The following is an 18,964-nucleotide window of genomic DNA, read 5'->3' on the forward strand; positions in this document are numbered from 1 at the left end:
CCGTTGGTGTTCATCTCTGAACCCCGCTGACCCGGCGGCTTGCGTGCCGTTGTTCCGTGTCAGTGGAGGCGCATTATAGGGAGTTCTGAGACGTTGACAAGCCCTGTTTTAAAAAAACTTTTCAACCGCTCAAATTCCCGCCATCACGCCCATTTTACGTGCTATTTGCTCGTCATTTGTGCGACTTCCCGCGCAAAATTGGCAACCTGCTTCCAGTCGGTATAGACGACTTCTTTACTGGTATCCGTTTCACCACCGGTCATCTTCATTATCAGGCGAATCATGAAGCGATCGTACCAACGATAGCGCGGGTAGCGCAGTGCGCCGGCAAACACCGCGCTGCGCTGCGGCTGCCATGGCGAATTAAGCAGAAACTTACGCGTATAGCTATTTGTCTGCGGCGTACGCTTCTCTGGCTTACGCGCCACGAGATTCACCGAGAAAAACGCCCCCGGCAGCGCATTCAGCGATTGCAGGTGTTTCTTCACGAAACGGTCCAGCGCCGGATGAAAGTGTCCATAACGAATCGATGCACCAATCACCACGCGATCGTAGTGGCGCCATTCAACCTCTTCAGTACGGTTGAGATTAACCGTATCCGCATCGATACCCAGCTCTTTCAACTCAGAGGCAAGGAAGGAGGCAATTTCACGCGTCTGCCCGTCGCGGGTGGAAAATAGAATCAACGTTTTCACAAGCACTCCTGTTATTCGCGCCAGAAAGTGGGGGTAAAGAGCACCAGTAAGGTGAACACTTCCAGACGACCAAACAGCATATTAGCAATCAAGATCCATTTCGCGACCGGGTTCATTGTCGCGAAGTTGTCCGCCACTACGCCAAGTCCTGGCCCGAGGTTGTTTAACGTTGCCACAACCGAGGCGAAAGCAGAAAAGTCATCCACTCCGGTCGCGATGATCGCCAGCATGCTAATAATGAACACCAGCGCATAGGCAGAAAAGAATCCCCACACCGCCTCCAGAATACGTTCCGGCAGCGCACGGTTGCCTAACTTAATACTGTATACCGCGTTCGGATGCACCAGACGCTTGAGTTCACGGTTCCCCTGTTTGAACAACAGCAGTATGCGGATAACTTTCAGCCCGCCGCCCGTCGACCCGGCACAACCGCCAATAAATGCCGAGCACAATAACAGCACCGGCAGGAATAATGGCCAGCGCGCGATGCTGTCGGTGGTAAAACCCGCCGTCGTCGCCATTGAGACCACCTGGAAGAAGGCCTGATTCAGCGTCGTCAGCGCCGAGCTATACACATCATGCAACCACAACACCAGCGTACAAATCACCACCAGCGTCAGTTGAACACCAATAAACATGCGGAATTCAGGATCGCGCCAGTACACCTTCAGACTGCGTCCGCTGAGCAATGAAAAATGGAGGCCATAGTTACAGCCTGAGATCAGCAGGAAAACCGCAATAATCGTGTTAATGGTTGGACTGTTAAAATACCCTACGCTGGCGTCATGTGTAGAAAAGCCGCCAATCGCGATAGTCGAAAAGCTGTGACCGATGGCATCAAATGCCGGCATACCCGCGAACCAGAGCGCAAGCGCACAGGCTACCGTCAACAACACGTAGATAAGCCACAGCGTTTTGGCCGTCTCGGCGATACGCGGGCGCATTTTATTGTCCTTCAGAGGCCCCGGCATTTCCGCCCGATACAACTGCATCCCGCCGACGCCCAGTATCGGCAGTATTGCTACCGCCAACACAATGATCCCCATACCGCCAAACCACTGCAGCATCTGTCGATAGAAGAGGATGGCATGAGGTAAAGAGTCCAGCCCCACCAGCGTGGTGGCACCGGTCGTAGTCAGGCCTGAGAATGACTCAAAAAACGCATCCGTTATCGTCAAATTCGGTTGTTCGGCGAAAATAAACGGTAGCGCACCAACGCTGCCCAGCACGGTCCAGAAGAGTACGACAATCAGAAAACCCTCGCGGGATTTCAGTTCGCCCTTTTCACGGCGGTTCGGCCACCATAATAGAGAGCCTATCGCCAGAGCGACAAAAAAGGTCTGGGTAAACGCCCGCCCCGCGCCATCGCGGTATATCAGGGCCACTAATCCCGGAAGGATCATCGTCCCCGAAAACAAAATGACCAACAGTCCAACGATTCGGGTTATGGCGCGAAAATGCATCTCTGGCGCTTCCTTTGGTATGCGAAAAAATCAGGTGGGGATTATTCGTCAATCTTCAGTAATTGCAACGAGCCACGACTAAAATCAGCCAGTTTTGTCGAAAAAGACGCCACTTCAGCTTGCGGAAGCGCCACACGAAGCTGGACGGAGGCCTGATAGTCACTGTCGACAATTTGCCCTGAGAACTGAGCCAACAGCGTTTCAATTCCGGCTAACTGCCCGTACTCACACTGCAAAGTATATGCGGTCAGCGGCGTCTTGCGCTGCGTTGTCAGCACGGCAAGCGCCTGATGAACGCCGCCGCCATACGCTTTAACCAGACCGCCGGTACCCAGCAAAATACCGCCGTAGTAGCGTACCACGACGGCCGTTATCTCGCCGACGCCGCTGCCCATCAGCTGCGCCAGCATAGGTTTACCCGCGGTGCCTGCCGGTTCGCCATCGTCAGAAAAACCCAGCTGTTGAGAGTCATTGGGTGGCCCGGCCACCCACGCCACGCAATGATGACGGGCGTCAGGGTGCTCCGCCCTGACGGACTCAACAAACGCCTTTGCCGCTACCACGCCGTCAGTATGTGCCAACAGCGTGATAAAACGACTTCTTTTGATCTCTTCGACAACGGTCACCGGCGCGGCCGGTATCAACCAACTTTCCATTACGCCAGTTTCAGGTCACGCGTCATATTTTCAACACTGTTTTCGTGGATGACGACGTTATCTTCAATACGGATGCCGCCAAACGGCTTCAATGCTTCAATTTTTTGCCAGTTGAAGTGTTTGCTAAACTGCCCTTCACGCCACGGCGCCAGCAGAGACTCAATGAAGTAGATGCCCGGTTCGATGGTCAGCACCATACGCGGCTGCAAAATACGTGTGCAGCGCAGATACGGATATTTCGACGGCGCCGCCAGATGAGTACCGCTATCATCCTGCATGAAACCAGCCACATCATGGACCTGCAGGCCCAGCGGATGGCCAATACCGTGTGGCATAAACGGTCCGGTCAGGTCGTTTTCAACCATGGCCTCTTCGCTCATGTTGGTCACGATCTGGTGCTTACGCAACAGCTTAGCGATGCGTTGGTGGAACTGGATATGGTAATCCACATAGCTTTTTCCAGCCTTCATCGTGCTAATCAGAGCCAGCTGCTCATCGTTAACGTCTTTAATCAAATGAGCAAAGTCATTATCGCCGTGCGCCGCCCAGGTACGCGTCAGGTCTGCCGCATAGCCGTTGTATTCCGCTCCGGCATCCAGTAAGAAGCTGCGCGCTTCTGCCGGCGCACGATGATCCAGTTTGGTGTAGTGCAGCACAGAGGCATGTTCGTTAAGCGCCACGATATTGCTGTAAGGCACATCGGTGTCGCGATGACCGGTGGCCGTCAGATACGCCTGGTTGATATCGAATTCGCTCATTCCTGAGAGGAATGCTTCATGGGCCGCGCGATGCCCGTTGACCGCCGACTTCTGCGCTTCGCGCATGCAGGCCAACTCATAATCGGTCTTAAAGGAACGATAGTAGTGCAGAAAATCAATCACCCCTTTCGGGTTGATATGACTGGCCGCGATCTCCAGACCGAGCGCACGCTCCGGCACCGGCCCGATATAGGCGATATTGCCGCGCGCAGCTGGCAGCTGGCTACCAATACCGTCGGCTTTCGGCAGGGCAATCACTTCCACCTCTTCCGTCCAGAACGAGGTCGGCAGCGGTTCAACGTTATGCCAGTAATCGACCGGCAGGTAGAACCACAGTTTCGGTTTGTTGACGCCATCAACCAGCAGCCAGCAGTTGGGTACCTGCGTCACCGGGACCCAGGACTTAAATTGCGGGTTGACCTTAAACGGGTACGGATGATCGTCGAGGAAGACATTGACCAGCTCACCGGAGTGAATCAGCAACGCATCAAGGTTAAAACGAGCCAAAGCATCACGGGTACGTTCTTGTAGGGTAACGATATGATTTTTATAGAGCGCGGCTAGTGATTCCATCTTTTATCCTTTGCTTTTATTAGATCGTGATTCCCCGCATCTTAGCACATCGGCCCCGGGCAGGGTGATTTCCGCCAGGTGTGATCCGACCAGCATTTATTTAAAGACTCATTTGCAATTCTTTAACATAAATCCCACACTCCGTTGCATCTGGTACGACCAGATCACATTGCTGGATTCAGGAGACTGACATGCTCTACAAAGGCGACAACCTGTACCTCGACTGGCTGGAAGATGGCATTGCCGAACTGGTGTTCGATGCTCCCGGCTCGGTGAACAAGCTCGATACCGCAACCGTAGCCAGCCTCGGTGAGGCGCTGGACGTACTCGAAAAACAACAAGATCTTAAGGGGCTGATGCTGCGTTCCGGGAAAGCGGCCTTCATTGTCGGCGCCGACATTACCGAATTTCTGTCCCTGTTCCTGGTACCACAGGAGCAGTTGAGCCAGTGGCTCCATTTTGCCAATAGCGTCTTTAACCGTCTGGAAGATTTACCGGTACCGACTATTTCAGCGGTAAACGGCTATGCGCTGGGCGGCGGCTGCGAGTGCGTGCTGGCGACGGACTACCGTCTGGCTACGCCGGACCTGCGTATCGGCCTGCCGGAAACCAAACTGGGTATCATGCCGGGCTTTGGCGGCTCAGTACGAATGCCGCGTCTGCTCGGCGCCGATAGCGCGCTGGAAATTATTGCCGCTGGGAAGGATGTCAGTGCCGATCAGGCGCTGAAAATCGGCCTCGTCGACGGCATCGTCAAACCAGAGAAACTGCGCGATGGCGCACTCGCCATGCTGCGTCAGGCCATTAACGGCGACCTGGACTGGAAAGCGAAGCGCCAGCCGAAGCTGGAGCCATTGAAGCTCAGTAAAATTGAAGCGGCCATGAGCTTCACCATCGCCAAAGGCATGGTGGCGCAGACCGCCGGGAAACACTATCCGGCGCCGATGACGGCGGTAAAAACCATCGAGGCGGCCGCTCGTTTCGGCCGCGAAGAAGCGCTGAATCTGGAAAACCAAAGCTTTGTCCCGCTGGCGCACACCAAAGAGGCCCGCGCGCTGGTCGGTATCTTCCTTAACGATCAGTATGTCAAAGCCAAAGCGAAGAAGCTGACCAAAAACGTTGAGACGCCGAAACAGGCCGCCGTACTGGGGGCCGGGATCATGGGTGGCGGTATCGCCTATCAGTCCGCCTGGAAAGGCGTGCCGGTGATCATGAAGGACATTAACGACAAATCGCTGACGCTCGGCATGAACGAAGCCGCTAAGCTGCTCAACAAGCAGCTTGAGCGCGGCAAGATTGATGGGCTGAAGCTGGCCGGCGTTATTGGCACGATTCACCCGACTCTCGATTATGCTGGCTTTGAGCGCGTAGATGTCGTGGTCGAAGCCGTCGTCGAGAATCCGAAAGTGAAAAAGGCCGTACTGACGGAAACCGAAGAGAAAGTCCGCCCGGATACGGTTCTGGCTTCTAACACCTCAACGATTCCGATCGGTGAGCTGGCCAGCGTCCTGAAGCGTCCGGAAAACTTCTGCGGTATGCACTTCTTTAACCCTGTGCATCGTATGCCGCTGGTAGAAGTGATTCGCGGCGAAAAAACCTCAGATGACACCATCGCAAAAGTCGTGGCCTGGGCGAGCAAAATGGGCAAAACGCCGATCGTGGTTAACGACTGCCCCGGCTTCTTCGTCAACCGCGTGCTGTTCCCCTACTTTGCGGGATTCAGCCAACTGCTTCGCGATGGTGCGGACTTCCGCAAAGTCGATAAGGTGATGGAGAAACTGTTCGGCTGGCCAATGGGCCCGGCATACCTGCTCGACGTGGTCGGCATCGATACCGCGCACCACGCGCAGGCGGTGATGGCCGCCGGCTTCCCGCAGCGTATGCAGAAAGATTATCGCGACGCGATCGACGCGCTGTTCGACGCCAGCCGTTTCGGCCAGAAAAACGGTCTCGGCTTCTGGCGGTATCAAGAAGACAGTAAAGGCAAACCGAAGAAAGAAGAAGACCCGGCCGTCGACGCGCTGCTGGCGGAAGTCAGCCAGCCAAAACGGGACTTCAGCGACGATGAGATTATCGCCCGGATGATGATTCCGATGGTCAACGAAGTGGTCCGCTGCCTGGAGGAAGGCATTATCGCCAGCCCGGCGGAAGCGGATATGGCGCTGGTTTATGGCCTCGGCTTCCCTCCGTTCCACGGCGGCGCATTCCGCTGGCTGGATACCCTGGGCAGCGCAAAATATCTCGATATGGCGCAGCAGTATCAGCACCTCGGCCCGCTGTACGAAGTGCCGGAAGGACTGCGTAATAAAGCACGCCATAACGAACCCTATTATCCCCCGGTAGAACCAGCCCGCCCGGCGGGCGTTCTGAAAACGGCTTAAGGAGTCACAATGGAACAGGTTGTCATTGTTGATGCAGTTCGCACCCCGATGGGCCGTTCGAAGGGCGGCGCCTTTCGCCACGTGCGTGCGGAAGACCTCTCTGCGCACCTGATGCGTAGCCTGCTGTCGCGTAACCCGTCGCTTGATCCGGCTGCGATTGACGATATCTACTGGGGCTGCGTACAGCAAACGCTGGAGCAAGGTTTCAACATTGCGCGTAACGCCGCACTGCTGGCCGAGATTCCGCATTCGGTACCGGCCACCACGGTCAACCGCCTGTGCGGTTCATCGATGCAGGCGCTGCACGATGCGGCGCGCATGATCATGACCGGCGACGCCAGCGTCTGCCTGATTGGCGGCGTGGAGCATATGGGCCACGTCCCGATGAGCCACGGCGTGGATTTTCACCCGGGTCTGAGCCGTAATGTGGCAAAAGCGGCCGGTATGATGGGGCTGACCGCCGAAATGCTGGCGCGCCTGCACGGCATCAGCCGGGAAATGCAGGACCAGTTCGCCGCGCGTTCCCACGCTCGCGCATGGGCGGCAACGCAGTCCGGCGCATTTAAAGCGGAAATCATTCCGACAGGTGGCCATGATGCCGACGGCGTGCTGAAGTCATTTAACTATGACGAAGTGATCCGCCCGGAAACGACCGTGGAAGCGCTGGCTGCATTAAGACCCGCATTCGACCCGGTGACCGGCACCGTCACGGCAGGAACCTCCTCCGCACTCTCCGACGGCGCAGCCGCCATGTTATTAATGAGCGAAAGTCGTGCCCGCGAGCTGGGGCTAAAACCTCGCGCTCGCGTACGTTCCATGGCGGTGGTCGGCTGTGACCCATCAATTATGGGCTATGGTCCGGTACCGGCATCAAAGCTGGCGCTGAAAAAGGCCGGACTGGCTGCCAGCGATATCGACGTTTTTGAAATGAATGAAGCGTTTGCCGCGCAGATCCTGCCGTGCATTAAAGATCTTGGCCTGATGGAGCAGATCGACGAGAAGATCAATCTCAACGGCGGTGCGATTGCCCTGGGCCACCCGCTCGGCTGCTCCGGCGCGCGTATCAGTACTACCCTGATTAACCAGATGGAGCGCAAAGACGCACAGTTCGGTCTTGCCACCATGTGTATTGGTTTAGGTCAGGGGATCGCAACGGTATTTGAGCGAGTTTGATTAAAGAGTTATCTCAAAGCTATTGGTGCCAGAACAAGGCGGCAGGCGAATGACAAATTCGTCAGGAACGAATGCGAACAGCCGAAGGCTGCCTTCGATGAGGGACACGGATGTCCCTTATTCACCCTGATGCGCTTACATACCGTAAGTGATTCGGGATGAATAAGCGCAGCCAACGCAGTTATGGTGACCATGGCGAAGAGAGGGGGGTTTAGTTGCCGTTTTTCCCGCCTGTCAGGGGCGGGTTTTTTATTTCTACCGTTCTCTACCCTCTCCCTGAAGAAGAGGGCGTGAGAATCAGATAAAGGCAAATGCATCGCCGAACAGGCGATCTTCGCGGGCATTGCGCTCATTGCAGAACAGCTCACGGGCAATTTTTGCCATTTCGAAGCGGCCGGCAATATAAATATCATGCTCTGCCAGAGTGCCATAGTCCTGCAGTACCGCGGTCAACACGGTGCCAGAGCGCCCACGCCACTCTTCTTCCGGCTGTTCCACAACCGGCTCAACACGCAGACCCGGGTGCTCCACGCTCAGCGCTTCCAGCTCTGCCAGATCGTAGAGATGTTTCGCTTCGCGACCCCCCCAGTACACGGCAATATCGCGGTTCGGGTTACGCGCCAGGGCGGTAAGCAGAATGGAACGCACATAGGAGAACCCGGTCCCCCCGGCGATCAGGATCAGCGGACGATCTTCGTCCTCACGCAGCCAGGCCTCACCATGCGGAATATCAACCTCAATCTCGCGCTCTTTCAGAATGCGATCCATAACCGCCATCGCATACAGGTTGAGCTCAGAGGCGCCGATATGCAGTTCAATACATTCCTGCTCCGCCGGCGTGGAAGCCATGGAGAACGGACGCTTGTCGCGCTCATCCATTACCACCATCAAATATTGACCAGCGCGGAAAGAAAACGCCGCTTCCGGCACTAATCGAACGCGATACACGGTATCGGTAATTGCCTCCACCGAGGTCACTTTACAGCTTAAGGTTGTCATGCGTCCCCTCTGTCGGGTCTATAGAGCAAAACAGCGGCGTTAGCCCCGCTTACTGTGATTTAAAGATAGCCAGCTCATCCCAGATGGCGTCAACGCGCGCCGTCACCTCAGGATCTTTCTTAATAGGACGACCCCATTCACGCTGGGTTTCGCCTGGCCATTTATTTGTGGCATCCAGCCCCATTTTTGAACCCAGGCCGGAAACCGGCGAGGCAAAATCCAGATAATCGATCGGCGTATTTTCTACCAGTACCGTATCACGAGCCGGGTCCATACGGGTAGTAATCGCCCAGATCACGTCGTTCCAGTCGCGCGCATTAACGTCATCATCGCAGACGATCACGAACTTCGTGTACATAAACTGGCGCAGGAATGACCACACGCCCATCATGACGCGCTTGGCGTGTCCGGCGTACTGTTTCTTCATCGTGACCACGGCCAGACGATAAGAGCAACCTTCCGGCGGCAGGTAGAAATCAACAATTTCAGGGAACTGCTTTTGCAGGATCGGCACGAAGACTTCGTTCAGCGCGACGCCCAGGACCGCAGGTTCATCCGGCGGGCGCCCGGTATACGTTGAATGATAAATCGCATCTTCACGCTGAGTGATATGCGTAACCGTAAATACCGGGAAATTATCCACTTCATTGTAGTAGCCGGTATGATCGCCATACGGCCCTTCCGGCGCCATTTCACCTGGCTCAATATACCCTTCCAGCACAATTTCCGCGCTGGCCGGTACTTCAAGATCGTTGGAAATGCACTTGACCACTTCCGTTTTGGTGCCGCGCAGCAGGCCGGCAAACGCATACTCTGAAAGCGTATCGGGAACCGGCGTCACGGCGCCAAGAATGGTCGCCGGGTCAGCGCCCAGCGCCACGGAGACCGGAAAGCGTTCGCCCGGATGAGCCACACACCACTCCTGAAAATCCAGCGCGCCGCCGCGATGGGAGAGCCAGCGCATGATCAGCTTATTCTTACCAATGAGCTGCTGGCGATAGATGCCGAGGTTCTGCCGTTCTTTATGCGGACCGCGAGTGACCGTCAGTCCCCAGGTAATCAGCGGGGCAGCATCTTCCGGCCAGCAGGTCATGATCGGAATACGCGTCAGATCAACGTTGTCACCTTCAATGATTTTTTGCTGGCAGGGTGCTCCGCGCAGGCGCTTTGTCGGCATATTCAATACCTGCTTAAACTGCGGCAGCTTATCGAACAGATCGCGAAAGCCTTTCGGCGGTTCCGGCTCTTTCAGAAAAGCCAGCAGCTTACCCACTTCACGCAACGAGCTGACATCCTCCTGCCCCATCCCCATGGCGACGCGGCGCGGAGTGCCAAACAGATTGCACAACACCGGCATGGTGTAGCCTTTGGGGTTTTCAAAAAGCAGGGCCGGGCCGCCGGCACGTAAAGTGCGATCGGCAATTTCGGTGATCTCAAGGTGCGGATCGACCGGCAGGGAGATTCTTTTCAGTTCGCCCTGCTGCTCCAGTAATGTCAGAAAGTCGCGTAGATCGTGGTATTTCATGGAGTTATTATTGACCTCTATACAGGCGGCTGATTATACGGTGTTCGCCAGCGCCATGCTGTACTTTTGTTAAATTAGAGTGAAAGAACATAGAATTTTTGATTTCAGTTATATTGGCTTTCGCGATCGCCCCAGGCTTTTGTTATGCTTGCTGCTAATAGAGTGGAAAGAGTTATTATGCAAGCCTGGTATTTACTGTATTGCAAACGTGGGCAGCTTCAGCGCGCCCAGGAACACCTCGAACGACAGGCAGTTAATTGCCTGATGCCGACTATCGCACTGGAAAAAATCATCCGCGGCAAACGCACTACGGTCAGTGAACCTTTGTTCCCCAATTACCTGTTTGTCGAATTCGATCCGGAAATTATCCACACTACGACTATCAGCGCCACGCGAGGTGTGAATAACTTCGTGCGCTTTGGCGCCCAGCCCGCCACGGTACCGTCCGCGGTCATTCACCAGCTCTCTATCTATAAACCGGAAGGCATCACCGACCCGGAAACACCGCACGAAGGTGACTTCGTCTTGATTACCGACGGCGCGTTTGAAGGCCTGCAGGCTATCTTTAGCGAACCGGATGGTGAAGCGCGCTCCATGCTGCTGCTGAATCTGCTTAACAAGCAGGTACTGCAAAGCATCAAAAATACCGACTTTCATAAAATCTGACGGTACGCTTAAAAACGGATGCCGAAAAGCGTTCTGACATTCGTGTCAGCGATCTCTTCCAGCCGCTGAGCCTCCTCCCCGCGCCATCCCGCTATGCGGGTCAGAATATGCGGCAGATATACCGGTTCATTCCGGCGGGAAGCGGGCTTCGGGCTAAGGTCGCGGGGCAGCAGATACGGGGCATCCGTTTCAATCAGCAGGCGTTCTGCCGGGATATCCGGCAGCAGCGCGCGCAGCTCAAGCCCTCGTCGCTCGTCGCAGACCCAGCCTGTAATGCCAATATACAAACCGTGGTTCACGCAGGCACGCATTTCTTCGCGGGTTCCGGTGAAGCAGTGCAGCACCGCGCCAGGCAGTTTATCCAGCCAGGGCGTCAGGAGCGTCAGGAAACGTTCATGGGCATCGCGGCAGTGCAAAAAAACCGGCAGAGACAACTCGGCTGCCAGCGCCAGCTGTGCGCTGAAGGCGGCCTCTTGCTCCTGAGGGGTTGAAAAGTTGCGGTTGAAGTCCAGCCCACATTCGCCGATAGCGACGACTTCCGGCTGGCGCGCCAGCTGAAAAATGGAGTCAGCCACCGATGCCGCCCAGCTGCTGCTGTCATGAGGATGCACCCCGGCGGTTGACCAGCAGCGGGTATAGCGATGTGCCAGCTGCCGGGCCTGCTCGCTTTCATGCAGGTTAGTCCCGGTGAACAGCATGCCGGTCACGCCCGCCGCCTGAGCGCGGGCCACGACCTCATCGCGATCGCGGGAAAACTGTGGACTGGTCAGGTTGACGCCGATATCAAACATCGCTTCTCCAATATGACAACCGCCCTGACGGGCGGCTGGTTACTCTTCTTTGCTCCCCGCCTCTTCAGCGGCGGCATCCTCGTCACGCGTCAGACGTTTTCCGGTATAGAAACGCGCAAAGAACACCCCGATCTCAAACAAGCAGTACATCGGAATTGCCAGCAGCGTTTGCGAGAAAACATCCGGTGGCGTCAGCAGCATGCCGACGACGAATGCTCCCACCAACACGTACGGCCGCTTCTTACGCAAATCTTCCGGGGTCGTGACGCCCATCCAGCACAGCAGCACGATCGCAACCGGCACTTCAAACGAAACGCCAAAGGCGATAAACAGCGCCATGACGAAATCGAGATAGCTGCGAATATCCGTCGAGACCTGCACGCCCTCCGGCGCCGCGTGGGTCAGGAAACCAAACGCCAGCGGAAAAACGACAAAGTAGGCAAACGCCATACCGATATAGAACAGCAGCGTACTGGAAACCAGCAGCGGCATAACCAGCCGACGCTCATGTTTATACAGCGCCGGGGCAACAAACGCCCAGACCTGGTAAAGAATCACCGGCACCGACAGAATCACCGAAACCATGAAGGTCAGTTTGATCGGCGTAAAGAAAGGGGAAGCCACGTCGGTGGCGATCATCGTTGCACCCACCGGCATCTGCCGGATAAGCGGTGCGGAAACCAGCTGATAGATGTCGTTGGCGAAGTACACTAACGCCAGGAAAATGACCAGTATCGCGATGATGCTATTGATCAGGCGCTTACGCAGCTCAATCAAATGCGAAATTAGCGGTTGAGTATCTTCTACGCCCATTTTTACGGTTTATCACTCGATGCAGGGGAGGAATCGGAAGCTGTCACGGCAACTTTTTCTTTGGCGACCGGGAGCGGGTCAGGCTGCGTAGCCGGCTGCTCTGGCACAACGCTCTCTTCTGCGGCTGGAGCGTGAACGGGCGCGCTGGCCTGATGTTCAGCCGTCGCCGGCGTAATGTCCTGGCGCTGCGCTTCACTGCCCTTCACTATCGGGTTATGAATCGTGTTCGCTTCGTCGCTCGCTTTCTCAGGATCGTGGGCGGTATAAGAACGTTTCATAGATTCAGCGGCTTCACGCAGCTCATCCATTGACGCTTTCAGCTCCGGCGTCAGGTTATCCAGGCTCGCCTTTTCCACTTTCTTCAGGCTTTCCTGGAACTCCTGCAGTTTTAGTTCCTGAGTGATCTCATTTTGTACGGTAGCCGCCAGCGATCGTAGCGTACGAATCCAGCTGGCCACCGTTTTTACCGCTACAGGCAATCGCTGTGGCCCCAGGACAATGAGGCCAATGACGAACACCAGCAGTAGTTCACTAAAACCGATATCGAACACGAATTACACCTGCTCTTTGTCGTGGCGTTTTGTCTCGTCTTTTTTCGCATCATCCGGCTTATCAGCGATCGATTTCGCCGTGAAATCTGCATCCGGAGCAGACTTTTCAGGTTTTTCATCATCGCTCATGGCTTTTTTAAAGCCTTTGATCGATGCCCCCAAATCTGACCCCAGCGAGCTCAACTTTTTCGTCCCGAAAAGCAGAACCACAATGACGACAACAATTAATAACTGCCAAATACTGATACCACCCATACACGTTCCTCTATGACAGATGATGAATGATTAGGACGCATTATACACGTCATCCCACAAGCCGCCTCTTTGTCAGGCCGCTCGCATGACTTCGCGCAAAAACCAATGCGCTGTGATAAAGGCGCTTCCCATCAGTGCGTTTTCCGCCAGCCAATCAGCCAGGACACCGCGCCAGCGGCCATCAGCCAGCCTGGCATCATGCCCCATTCCGGGCGGTGGATAAATAACAGCGTACCACTCAGTAACAGAACCGCGCCTATACCAAACAGATAACGGGACTGCCCCTGACGAACATGTCGCACCTGGAAGTCGCGCACGATGGTATCCACGCTGGTCTGTAGCTGCTTACTCTGCTGCAAAGTCTGGTACACCAGCTCAGGTATCTCCGGCATTCTTTCGATCCAGAACGGCGCTTTTTCTTTAAACGCACGCACCAGCGCCGGAATGCCGACCTGATCTTTAATCCACGACTCAAGGAAAGGTTTCGCCGTTTTCCACAAGTCTAACTGAGGATAGAGCTGGCGGCCTACCCCTTCTACGTAAAGTAATGTCTTCTGCAGCAGCACCAGCTGCGGCTGCACTTCCATATTGAAGCGCCGGGCGGTGTTAAACAGGTTCAGCAGCACATGACCAAACGAGATCTCAGCCAGCGGCTTCTCGAAGATCGGTTCGCAGACGGTGCGAATAGCAAACTCGAACTCTTCAACATTGGTATCCGCAGGAACCCAGCCTGAATCCACGTGCAGCTCGGCGACTTTACGGTAATCACGGTTGAAGAAGGCGATGAAGTTTTCCGCCAGGTAGCGCTTATCTTCTTTGTTCAGCGACCCCACGATACCGCAGTCGATCCCGATGTACTGGGGGTTCTCCGGATGGTCGTAGCTAACAAAAATATTACCCGGATGCATATCCGCGTGGAAGAAACTGTCGCGGAACACCTGGGTGAAAAAGACCTGCACGCCGCGTTCCGCCAGCAGCTTCATGTTCGTGCCCTGCGCCTCCAGCGCCTCCACATCGGAAACCGGAATCCCGTAAATCCGCTCCATCACCATCATGCCTTCGCTGCAGTAATCAGAGTAGACTTCCGGTACATAGAGCATCGGGCTGTCTTCAAAGTTGCGCCGCAGCTGAATGGCGTTGGCCGATTCACGTAGCAGGTTAAGTTCATCCAGCAGCGTTTTTTCGTATTCGCGCACCACTTCCTGCGGGCGCAGGCGGCGACCGTCGGGCAGTAAGCGCGGCACCCAGCGCGCGAGACGATAGATAAGTTTCATATCCGCTTTAATCACCGGCACGATGTCCGGGCGGATCACCTTGATAACGACCTCTTTGCCGTTTTCTTTCAGCCGTGCGGTATGGACCTGCGCAATAGAGGCCGATGCCAGCGGTTCAATCGAGAAATCGTCAAACCAGGCCTCTACGGGAAGGCCGCCCATCGCCTGTTCGATCTGCTGTTTCGCCAGCCGACCATCGAAGGGCGCTACGCGATCCTGCAGCAGCGCGAGCTGATCGGCGATTTGCGGCGGGAACAGATCGCGGCGGGTAGAGAGCATCTGACCGAACTTGATCCACACCGGCCCCAGCTCCTGCAGCGCAAGGCGCAGACGTTCGCCGAGGGGTTGGTTTTTATGACGATTCGGCATCCAGAACAGCATCCGCCGCCCGATACGCAGCGGCAGCGTGATACGCATTTTGGGAATGAGCTCATCAAGCCCATAGCTCAAAAAGGTGCGGATAATAAGATACAGGCGCCGTAATTCTCCTGGCGTCATTTGCCCTCCAGCGTTTCCAGCCGTTTTTCCAGTGCGGAAAGCGCGCGTTCCACAGCCGCGGTCTCTTCGCCAAACCAGGCCATTTCCAGCGGCCCCGGCGCCATACGCCACTCTTCGGTCAGCGCCTCAGCGACATAGCGCTGCTGACGCTGAACGCCGTGCAGCAGAAAGCGAGCTCCGGAGCGAAAGACCTTACTGACCCCTTCCGCAACGATATCGCCGGTGTAAGGCGCCAGCAGCTCAGCCGGATCGAATTCCGCCAGGTCACATAGCGCTACCGTGTTCTGCACCACCTGCAGATCGCCCTGCACTTCCAGGTCACCGCTGCGAATAAGCGCCGTGAGCTGTTGACGGTTGCGCAGCTGTGGCAGCACGCTGAGGCGGGTAATGACGGTACAGTCGGCATCGCCTTCCCAGGCCCCCAGCACATCCACCTGACGCTCGCTGAAGACCAGCACAACTGGCGTCGACAGCTCCTTCAGCTCAACGCGCAGCACCTTCCCCAGCAGACGCTGGCGAGCAGGTTTTAACGCTTTGTCGCGCCAGAGAAAGGTATTGAGGGCGGTTTCAATGCCAGCGGTAACCAGTGGTTTGAAAGGCATGCGATCCCTCCTGTCAGAACTTATAACCGCGGTGCAACGCAACGATACCAGCCGTCAGGTTGTAGTAGTCGACGTTTTCGAAACCGGCGTCCTGCATCATGGCTTTCAGGGTGTCCTGATTCGGGTGCATACGAATAGATTCCGCCAGGTAGCGATAGCTTTCACCGTCTTTGGCAACCAGCTCCCCTACGCGCGGCAGCACGTGGAAGGAGTAGGCATCATAGGCTTTGCTGAGCGGTTCAATAATCGGTTTCGAAAACTCGAGTACCAGCAGACGACCGCCCGGCTTCAGGACGCGATACATTGAACGCAGCGCTTTTTCTTTATCGGTGACGTTACGCAGACCGAAGGAAATGGTGATGCAGTCAAACGTATTGTCGGCAAACGGCAGGGCTTCCGCGTTAGCCTGAACGTATTCAACGTTGCCGACGATACCGATGTTGCGCAGCTTTTCGCGGCCCATTTTCAGCATGGAGTCGTTGATATCCGCCAGCATGACGCGCCCCGTTTCACCCACAAGGCGAGAGAACTTCGCCGTCAGGTCGCCGGTGCCGCCGGCCAGGTCCAGAACGGTCTGTCCGCGGCGTACGCCGCTGCAGTCGATGGTGAAACGCTTCCACAAACGATGAATACCGAACGACATCAGATCATTCATAACATCATATTTTGCGGCCACAGAATGGAATACATGTGCCACCATGTCCGCCTTCTGCTCTTTGGCTACGGTCTGAAAACCAAAGTGCGTCGTTTCTTGTGAATCCTCAACCATCTCAATGCCTGCTTATCAAGAAAATGTTCGCCGAGTGTAACAGATTCAGCGCATTTCCCATACGGTTCAACGCGGCGTAGAGGGTTCACCGGACATCGCCTCATCGGCCCGATCGGCGATAAATTCGTTATCTTCCAGCGCGTTTTCGTCTTCTTCAGAACGATATTCGTCATCCTGAGCCGTTGCCTGATCGACTAAATCAGGATTAATCCCGCGCTTCACTTCAACACCAAGACCGCGGAACGCCTCTGCCTGCACCAGCAGATTCCCGCGCCCGGAAGCGAGCTTTTTCATCGCCTGGCGATAGTTATCCTGGGCTTTATCCAGGCTCTGTCCGATGGCGGACATATCATCAACGAACAGGCGCATTTTGTCGTACAGACGACCTGCGCGTTCAGCGATTTTCTGCGCATTGCGGCTTTGATGTTCATAACGCCAGAGATTGGCAATCGTCCGCAGCGCCACCAGCAGCGTCGTCGGGCTGACCAGCATAATATTGTTCTTCAGCGCTTCGCTGATAAGTTCAGGCTGACGGTCGATAGCCAGCAGGAAAGCCGGCTCCACGGGAATAAACATCAGCACATAGTCGAGCGAGCGCAGGCCCGGCAGCTGTTGATAATCTTTACGCCCGAGCAGGCGAATATGGTTCCGCACCGAGGCGATATGCTCCTGCAGCGCCGCCTCGCGGGTGTAGTCATCTTCGGCATTAAAATAGCGCTCGTAGGCCACCAGCGTCATTTTGGCATCAATGACCACGTCTTTCCCCTGCGGCAGGCGGACGATCACATCGGGCTGCATGCGCGAACGCTCTTCTGTTTCGATGCTGACCTGGGTCTGGTATTCATACCCTTCGCGTAGCCCGGAAGCTTCCAGCACGCGGGTTAGCACCACCTCTCCCCAGTTACCCTGCGTTTTGTTATCCCCTTTCAACGCCCGGGTCAGGTTCAGCGCCTCCTGCGCCATCTGCGCGTTCAGCTGCTGCAGATTGCGGATCTCATGGGCCAACGTATGCCGCTCGCGCGCCTCCTGGCCAAAACTGTCCTGCACCTGGCGGCGGAAACCGTCCAGCTGTTCACGCAGCGGCGTTAGCAGGCCATGTAAACTCTGCCGGTTCTGCTCATCGACGCGCCGGTTGCTGTGTTCGAAAATGCGGTTAGCCAGGTTTTCAAACTGCTCGCTCAGACGCTGTTCGCTGTTCACCATCTGGCGGATTTTATCCTCGGCGTGTATCCGGGTAGATTCAAGGCGGGTGGTGACTTCGCGGAGATCGGCCTCCAGTGAGCTATTGATGTCACGCAGGCTGCGCAGTTCGTTATTCAGCAACTCGCATTCATCGCGCCAGTGGGCCTCTTGCACCAGCTGCTGGCGCGCAGCGCTGAGCTCGATATCCAGTTCACGGCGATCCTCGATAAGGTCGGCGCGAATTTGGTCAGCTTTGGCTTTGGTCGCCAGCCACCCTGCGACCAGCCCTACGGCCAGCGCCACGATGGCACTTATCACAATCGAGATATCCACAACGCCCCCTGCGGCAACAACTTACGGCACAAAAATAGAATTGTGCTGTACAAACGTCCAGTTTAAAAGAGATTTCCTGCGAGGCGCAGCGCAAAAAAGAAAGGCCGGAAGATCCGGCCCTGGGGTGAGAGGCGAGGAATTACAGCAGACGGCGAGCCGCTTCCACCACGATTTTTACCGCGTGGCTTTCGGTTTGCTTCATGGTTTCCGCGTTCGGAATTTCCTGCTGGGTACGGTTGACGATAACCCCGGCGACCATCCCGGCACGCAGCCCCTGGCTGGCACACATGGTCAGCAGGGTCGCAGATTCCATCTCGTAGTTCATGACCCCCATGGACTGCCACTCTTCCATAGAACCTTTAAAACGGCTGACCACGCGACCGGAGAAGGTGTCGTAGCGCTCCTGGCCCGGGTAGAAGGTGTCAGATGATGCGGTAACGCCGATATGGGTGGTCGCACCGATCGATTTTGCCGCTTCAACCAACGCAGTGGTACAGGCAAAGTCAGCCACGGCCGGGTATTCCATCGGCGCAAAGTGCAGACTCGCGCCATCGAGACGTACCGATGCGGTGGTGACCAGCACGTCGCCGACGTTAATGTGTGGCTGGATAGCCCCGGTGGTGCCGATACGCAGGAAGGTACGAATCCCCAGCTGCGCCAGTTCTTCAACGGCAATCGACGTTGACGGGCCGCCGATACCGGTAGAGCAGACAATGACCGACTTGCCATCCAGTTCGGCACGCCAGGAGGTAAATTCGCGGTGAGATGCCAGCTTGACCGGCTTATCCATCAGCGCGGCGATCTTTTCCACACGCTCCGGATCGCCAGGGACGATAGCCAGCGTAGCCCCTTGTAAATCGTTTTTGGTGAGGCCGAGATGAAAAACATCAGACTTAGACATAAAAAACTCCTCTGTGGGTCGAATTATCAGCAGAAGCAAAACGGTACTTTACAGAAGCTACCCGCTAAATTTTGTGACAAAAATCACCATGAACAAAAAACATTGC

General features: G+C 55.8%; 18 protein-coding genes. 3 read left to right on the forward strand and 15 right to left on the reverse strand.

Features of this window, described 5'->3' with window-relative positions; all coding sequences use genetic code 11:
- Positions 1-161: 161 nt before the first annotated feature.
- Genes hemG through pepQ form a run of 4 tightly spaced genes read right to left on the reverse strand, consistent with a single transcriptional unit; the run spans position 162 to position 4,145 of the window.
- Positions 162-695, reverse strand: coding sequence for a menaquinone-dependent protoporphyrinogen IX dehydrogenase (gene hemG, locus GRPL_RS22045; RefSeq protein ID WP_032690008.1), 534 nt, complete (start codon positions 693-695; stop codon positions 162-164).
- Positions 696-706: 11 nt separating this feature from the next.
- Positions 707-2,158, reverse strand: a complete 1,452-nt coding sequence (gene trkH / locus GRPL_RS22040; RefSeq protein WP_004119068.1) for a Trk system potassium transporter TrkH — start codon at positions 2,156-2,158, stop codon at positions 707-709.
- A gap of 41 nt (positions 2,159-2,199) precedes the next feature.
- Positions 2,200-2,814, reverse strand: a complete 615-nt coding sequence (locus GRPL_RS22035) for an IMPACT family protein (protein WP_032698417.1) — start codon at positions 2,812-2,814, stop codon at positions 2,200-2,202.
- The gene (pepQ, locus tag GRPL_RS22030) at positions 2,814-4,145 is read right to left on the reverse strand and encodes a Xaa-Pro dipeptidase (protein WP_032690011.1); all 1,332 of its coding nucleotides are present in this window, start codon (positions 4,143-4,145) and stop codon (positions 2,814-2,816) included. The genes GRPL_RS22035 and pepQ overlap by 1 nt, the downstream gene beginning before the upstream one ends.
- A gap of 191 nt (positions 4,146-4,336) precedes the next feature.
- On the opposite strand from pepQ, the gene fadB reads away from it, so the two are divergent.
- Positions 4,337-6,526, forward strand: a complete 2,190-nt coding sequence (gene fadB / locus GRPL_RS22025) for a fatty acid oxidation complex subunit alpha FadB (protein ID WP_032690012.1) — start codon at positions 4,337-4,339, stop codon at positions 6,524-6,526.
- Positions 6,527-6,535: 9 nt separating this feature from the next.
- Positions 6,536-7,699, forward strand: coding sequence for an acetyl-CoA C-acyltransferase FadA (gene fadA, locus GRPL_RS22020; protein WP_032690013.1), 1,164 nt, complete (start codon positions 6,536-6,538; stop codon positions 7,697-7,699).
- A gap of 297 nt (positions 7,700-7,996) precedes the next feature.
- Here the strand turns inward: fadA and fre are convergent, their stop codons facing one another.
- Both fre and ubiD read right to left on the reverse strand, forming a co-directional pair.
- On the reverse strand, positions 7,997-8,698 hold the full coding sequence (fre, locus tag GRPL_RS22015) for an NAD(P)H-flavin reductase (protein ID WP_004869682.1): 702 nt from the start codon (positions 8,696-8,698) through the stop codon (positions 7,997-7,999).
- A gap of 49 nt (positions 8,699-8,747) precedes the next feature.
- A complete protein-coding gene (ubiD, locus tag GRPL_RS22010; protein ID WP_032698418.1) occupies positions 8,748-10,223 on the reverse strand; it encodes a 4-hydroxy-3-polyprenylbenzoate decarboxylase in 1,476 nt (491 codons plus the stop codon).
- 177 nt (positions 10,224-10,400) lie between these two features.
- Between ubiD and rfaH the strand changes: the two genes are divergently transcribed.
- Positions 10,401-10,889, forward strand: coding sequence for a transcription/translation regulatory transformer protein RfaH (rfaH, locus tag GRPL_RS22005; protein ID WP_004869678.1), 489 nt, complete (start codon positions 10,401-10,403; stop codon positions 10,887-10,889).
- An 8-nt stretch (positions 10,890-10,897) separates the two neighbouring features.
- Here the strand turns inward: rfaH and tatD are convergent, their stop codons facing one another.
- From tatD to udp, 9 genes are all read right to left on the reverse strand, one after another.
- Positions 10,898-11,692, reverse strand: a complete 795-nt coding sequence (gene tatD / locus GRPL_RS22000; RefSeq protein ID WP_181890757.1) for a 3'-5' ssDNA/RNA exonuclease TatD — start codon at positions 11,690-11,692, stop codon at positions 10,898-10,900.
- A gap of 27 nt (positions 11,693-11,719) precedes the next feature.
- A complete protein-coding gene (tatC, locus tag GRPL_RS21995) occupies positions 11,720-12,493 on the reverse strand; it encodes a Sec-independent protein translocase subunit TatC (protein ID WP_004869672.1) in 774 nt (257 codons plus the stop codon).
- A 2-nt stretch (positions 12,494-12,495) separates the two neighbouring features.
- Positions 12,496-13,044, reverse strand: coding sequence for a Sec-independent protein translocase protein TatB (gene tatB / locus GRPL_RS21990; protein ID WP_032697945.1), 549 nt, complete (start codon positions 13,042-13,044; stop codon positions 12,496-12,498).
- A 3-nt stretch (positions 13,045-13,047) separates the two neighbouring features.
- Complete coding sequence (tatA, locus tag GRPL_RS21985) at positions 13,048-13,299, reverse strand: Sec-independent protein translocase subunit TatA (RefSeq protein WP_004869668.1); 252 nt, start codon at positions 13,297-13,299, stop codon at positions 13,048-13,050.
- 131 nt (positions 13,300-13,430) lie between these two features.
- Positions 13,431-15,071, reverse strand: a complete 1,641-nt coding sequence (gene ubiB, locus GRPL_RS21980; protein WP_032690018.1) for a ubiquinone biosynthesis regulatory protein kinase UbiB — start codon at positions 15,069-15,071, stop codon at positions 13,431-13,433.
- Positions 15,068-15,673: a ubiquinone biosynthesis protein UbiJ gene (ubiJ, locus tag GRPL_RS21975; protein ID WP_032690019.1), complete on the reverse strand. Its 606-nt coding sequence runs from the start codon at positions 15,671-15,673 to the stop codon at positions 15,068-15,070. Before ubiJ ends, ubiB begins: the two co-directional genes overlap by 4 nt.
- 13 nt (positions 15,674-15,686) lie before the next feature.
- Positions 15,687-16,442, reverse strand: a complete 756-nt coding sequence (ubiE, locus tag GRPL_RS21970) for a bifunctional demethylmenaquinone methyltransferase/2-methoxy-6-polyprenyl-1,4-benzoquinol methylase UbiE (protein ID WP_004869660.1) — start codon at positions 16,440-16,442, stop codon at positions 15,687-15,689.
- Between the two features lie 66 nt (positions 16,443-16,508).
- On the reverse strand, positions 16,509-17,957 hold the full coding sequence (gene rmuC / locus GRPL_RS21965; protein ID WP_032698420.1) for a DNA recombination protein RmuC: 1,449 nt from the start codon (positions 17,955-17,957) through the stop codon (positions 16,509-16,511).
- Between the two features lie 139 nt (positions 17,958-18,096).
- Positions 18,097-18,858, reverse strand: a complete 762-nt coding sequence (udp, locus tag GRPL_RS21960) for a uridine phosphorylase (RefSeq protein WP_004869655.1) — start codon at positions 18,856-18,858, stop codon at positions 18,097-18,099.
- Positions 18,859-18,964 lie beyond the last annotated feature (106 nt).

It is taken from the genome of Klebsiella planticola ATCC 33531 (assembly GCF_000735435.1).
GTDB lineage: Bacteria > Pseudomonadota > Gammaproteobacteria > Enterobacterales > Enterobacteriaceae > Klebsiella > Klebsiella planticola.

What these genes read in the sequence shown, in the direction of transcription:
- fadA (WP_032690013.1), top strand. Translation starts at nt 6,536, where the DNA reads ATGGAACAGGTTGTCATTGTTGATGCAGTTCGCACCCCGATGGGCCGT.
- ubiJ (WP_032690019.1), bottom strand. Translation starts at nt 15,673, where the DNA reads ATGCCTTTCAAACCACTGGTTACCGCTGGCATTGAAACCGCCCTCAAT.
- ubiB (WP_032690018.1), bottom strand. Translation starts at nt 15,071, where the DNA reads ATGACGCCAGGAGAATTACGGCGCCTGTATCTTATTATCCGCACCTTT.
- fre (WP_004869682.1), bottom strand. Translation starts at nt 8,698, where the DNA reads ATGACAACCTTAAGCTGTAAAGTGACCTCGGTGGAGGCAATTACCGAT.
- tatA (WP_004869668.1), bottom strand. Translation starts at nt 13,299, where the DNA reads ATGGGTGGTATCAGTATTTGGCAGTTATTAATTGTTGTCGTCATTGTG.
- udp (WP_004869655.1), bottom strand. Translation starts at nt 18,858, where the DNA reads ATGTCTAAGTCTGATGTTTTTCATCTCGGCCTCACCAAAAACGATTTA.
- rfaH (WP_004869678.1), top strand. Translation starts at nt 10,401, where the DNA reads ATGCAAGCCTGGTATTTACTGTATTGCAAACGTGGGCAGCTTCAGCGC.
- tatC (WP_004869672.1), bottom strand. Translation starts at nt 12,493, where the DNA reads ATGGGCGTAGAAGATACTCAACCGCTAATTTCGCATTTGATTGAGCTG.
- fadB (WP_032690012.1), top strand. Translation starts at nt 4,337, where the DNA reads ATGCTCTACAAAGGCGACAACCTGTACCTCGACTGGCTGGAAGATGGC.
- ubiE (WP_004869660.1), bottom strand. Translation starts at nt 16,442, where the DNA reads ATGGTTGAGGATTCACAAGAAACGACGCACTTTGGTTTTCAGACCGTA.
- GRPL_RS22035 (WP_032698417.1), bottom strand. Translation starts at nt 2,814, where the DNA reads ATGGAAAGTTGGTTGATACCGGCCGCGCCGGTGACCGTTGTCGAAGAG.
- trkH (WP_004119068.1), bottom strand. Translation starts at nt 2,158, where the DNA reads ATGCATTTTCGCGCCATAACCCGAATCGTTGGACTGTTGGTCATTTTG.
- pepQ (WP_032690011.1), bottom strand. Translation starts at nt 4,145, where the DNA reads ATGGAATCACTAGCCGCGCTCTATAAAAATCATATCGTTACCCTACAA.
- ubiD (WP_032698418.1), bottom strand. Translation starts at nt 10,223, where the DNA reads ATGAAATACCACGATCTACGCGACTTTCTGACATTACTGGAGCAGCAG.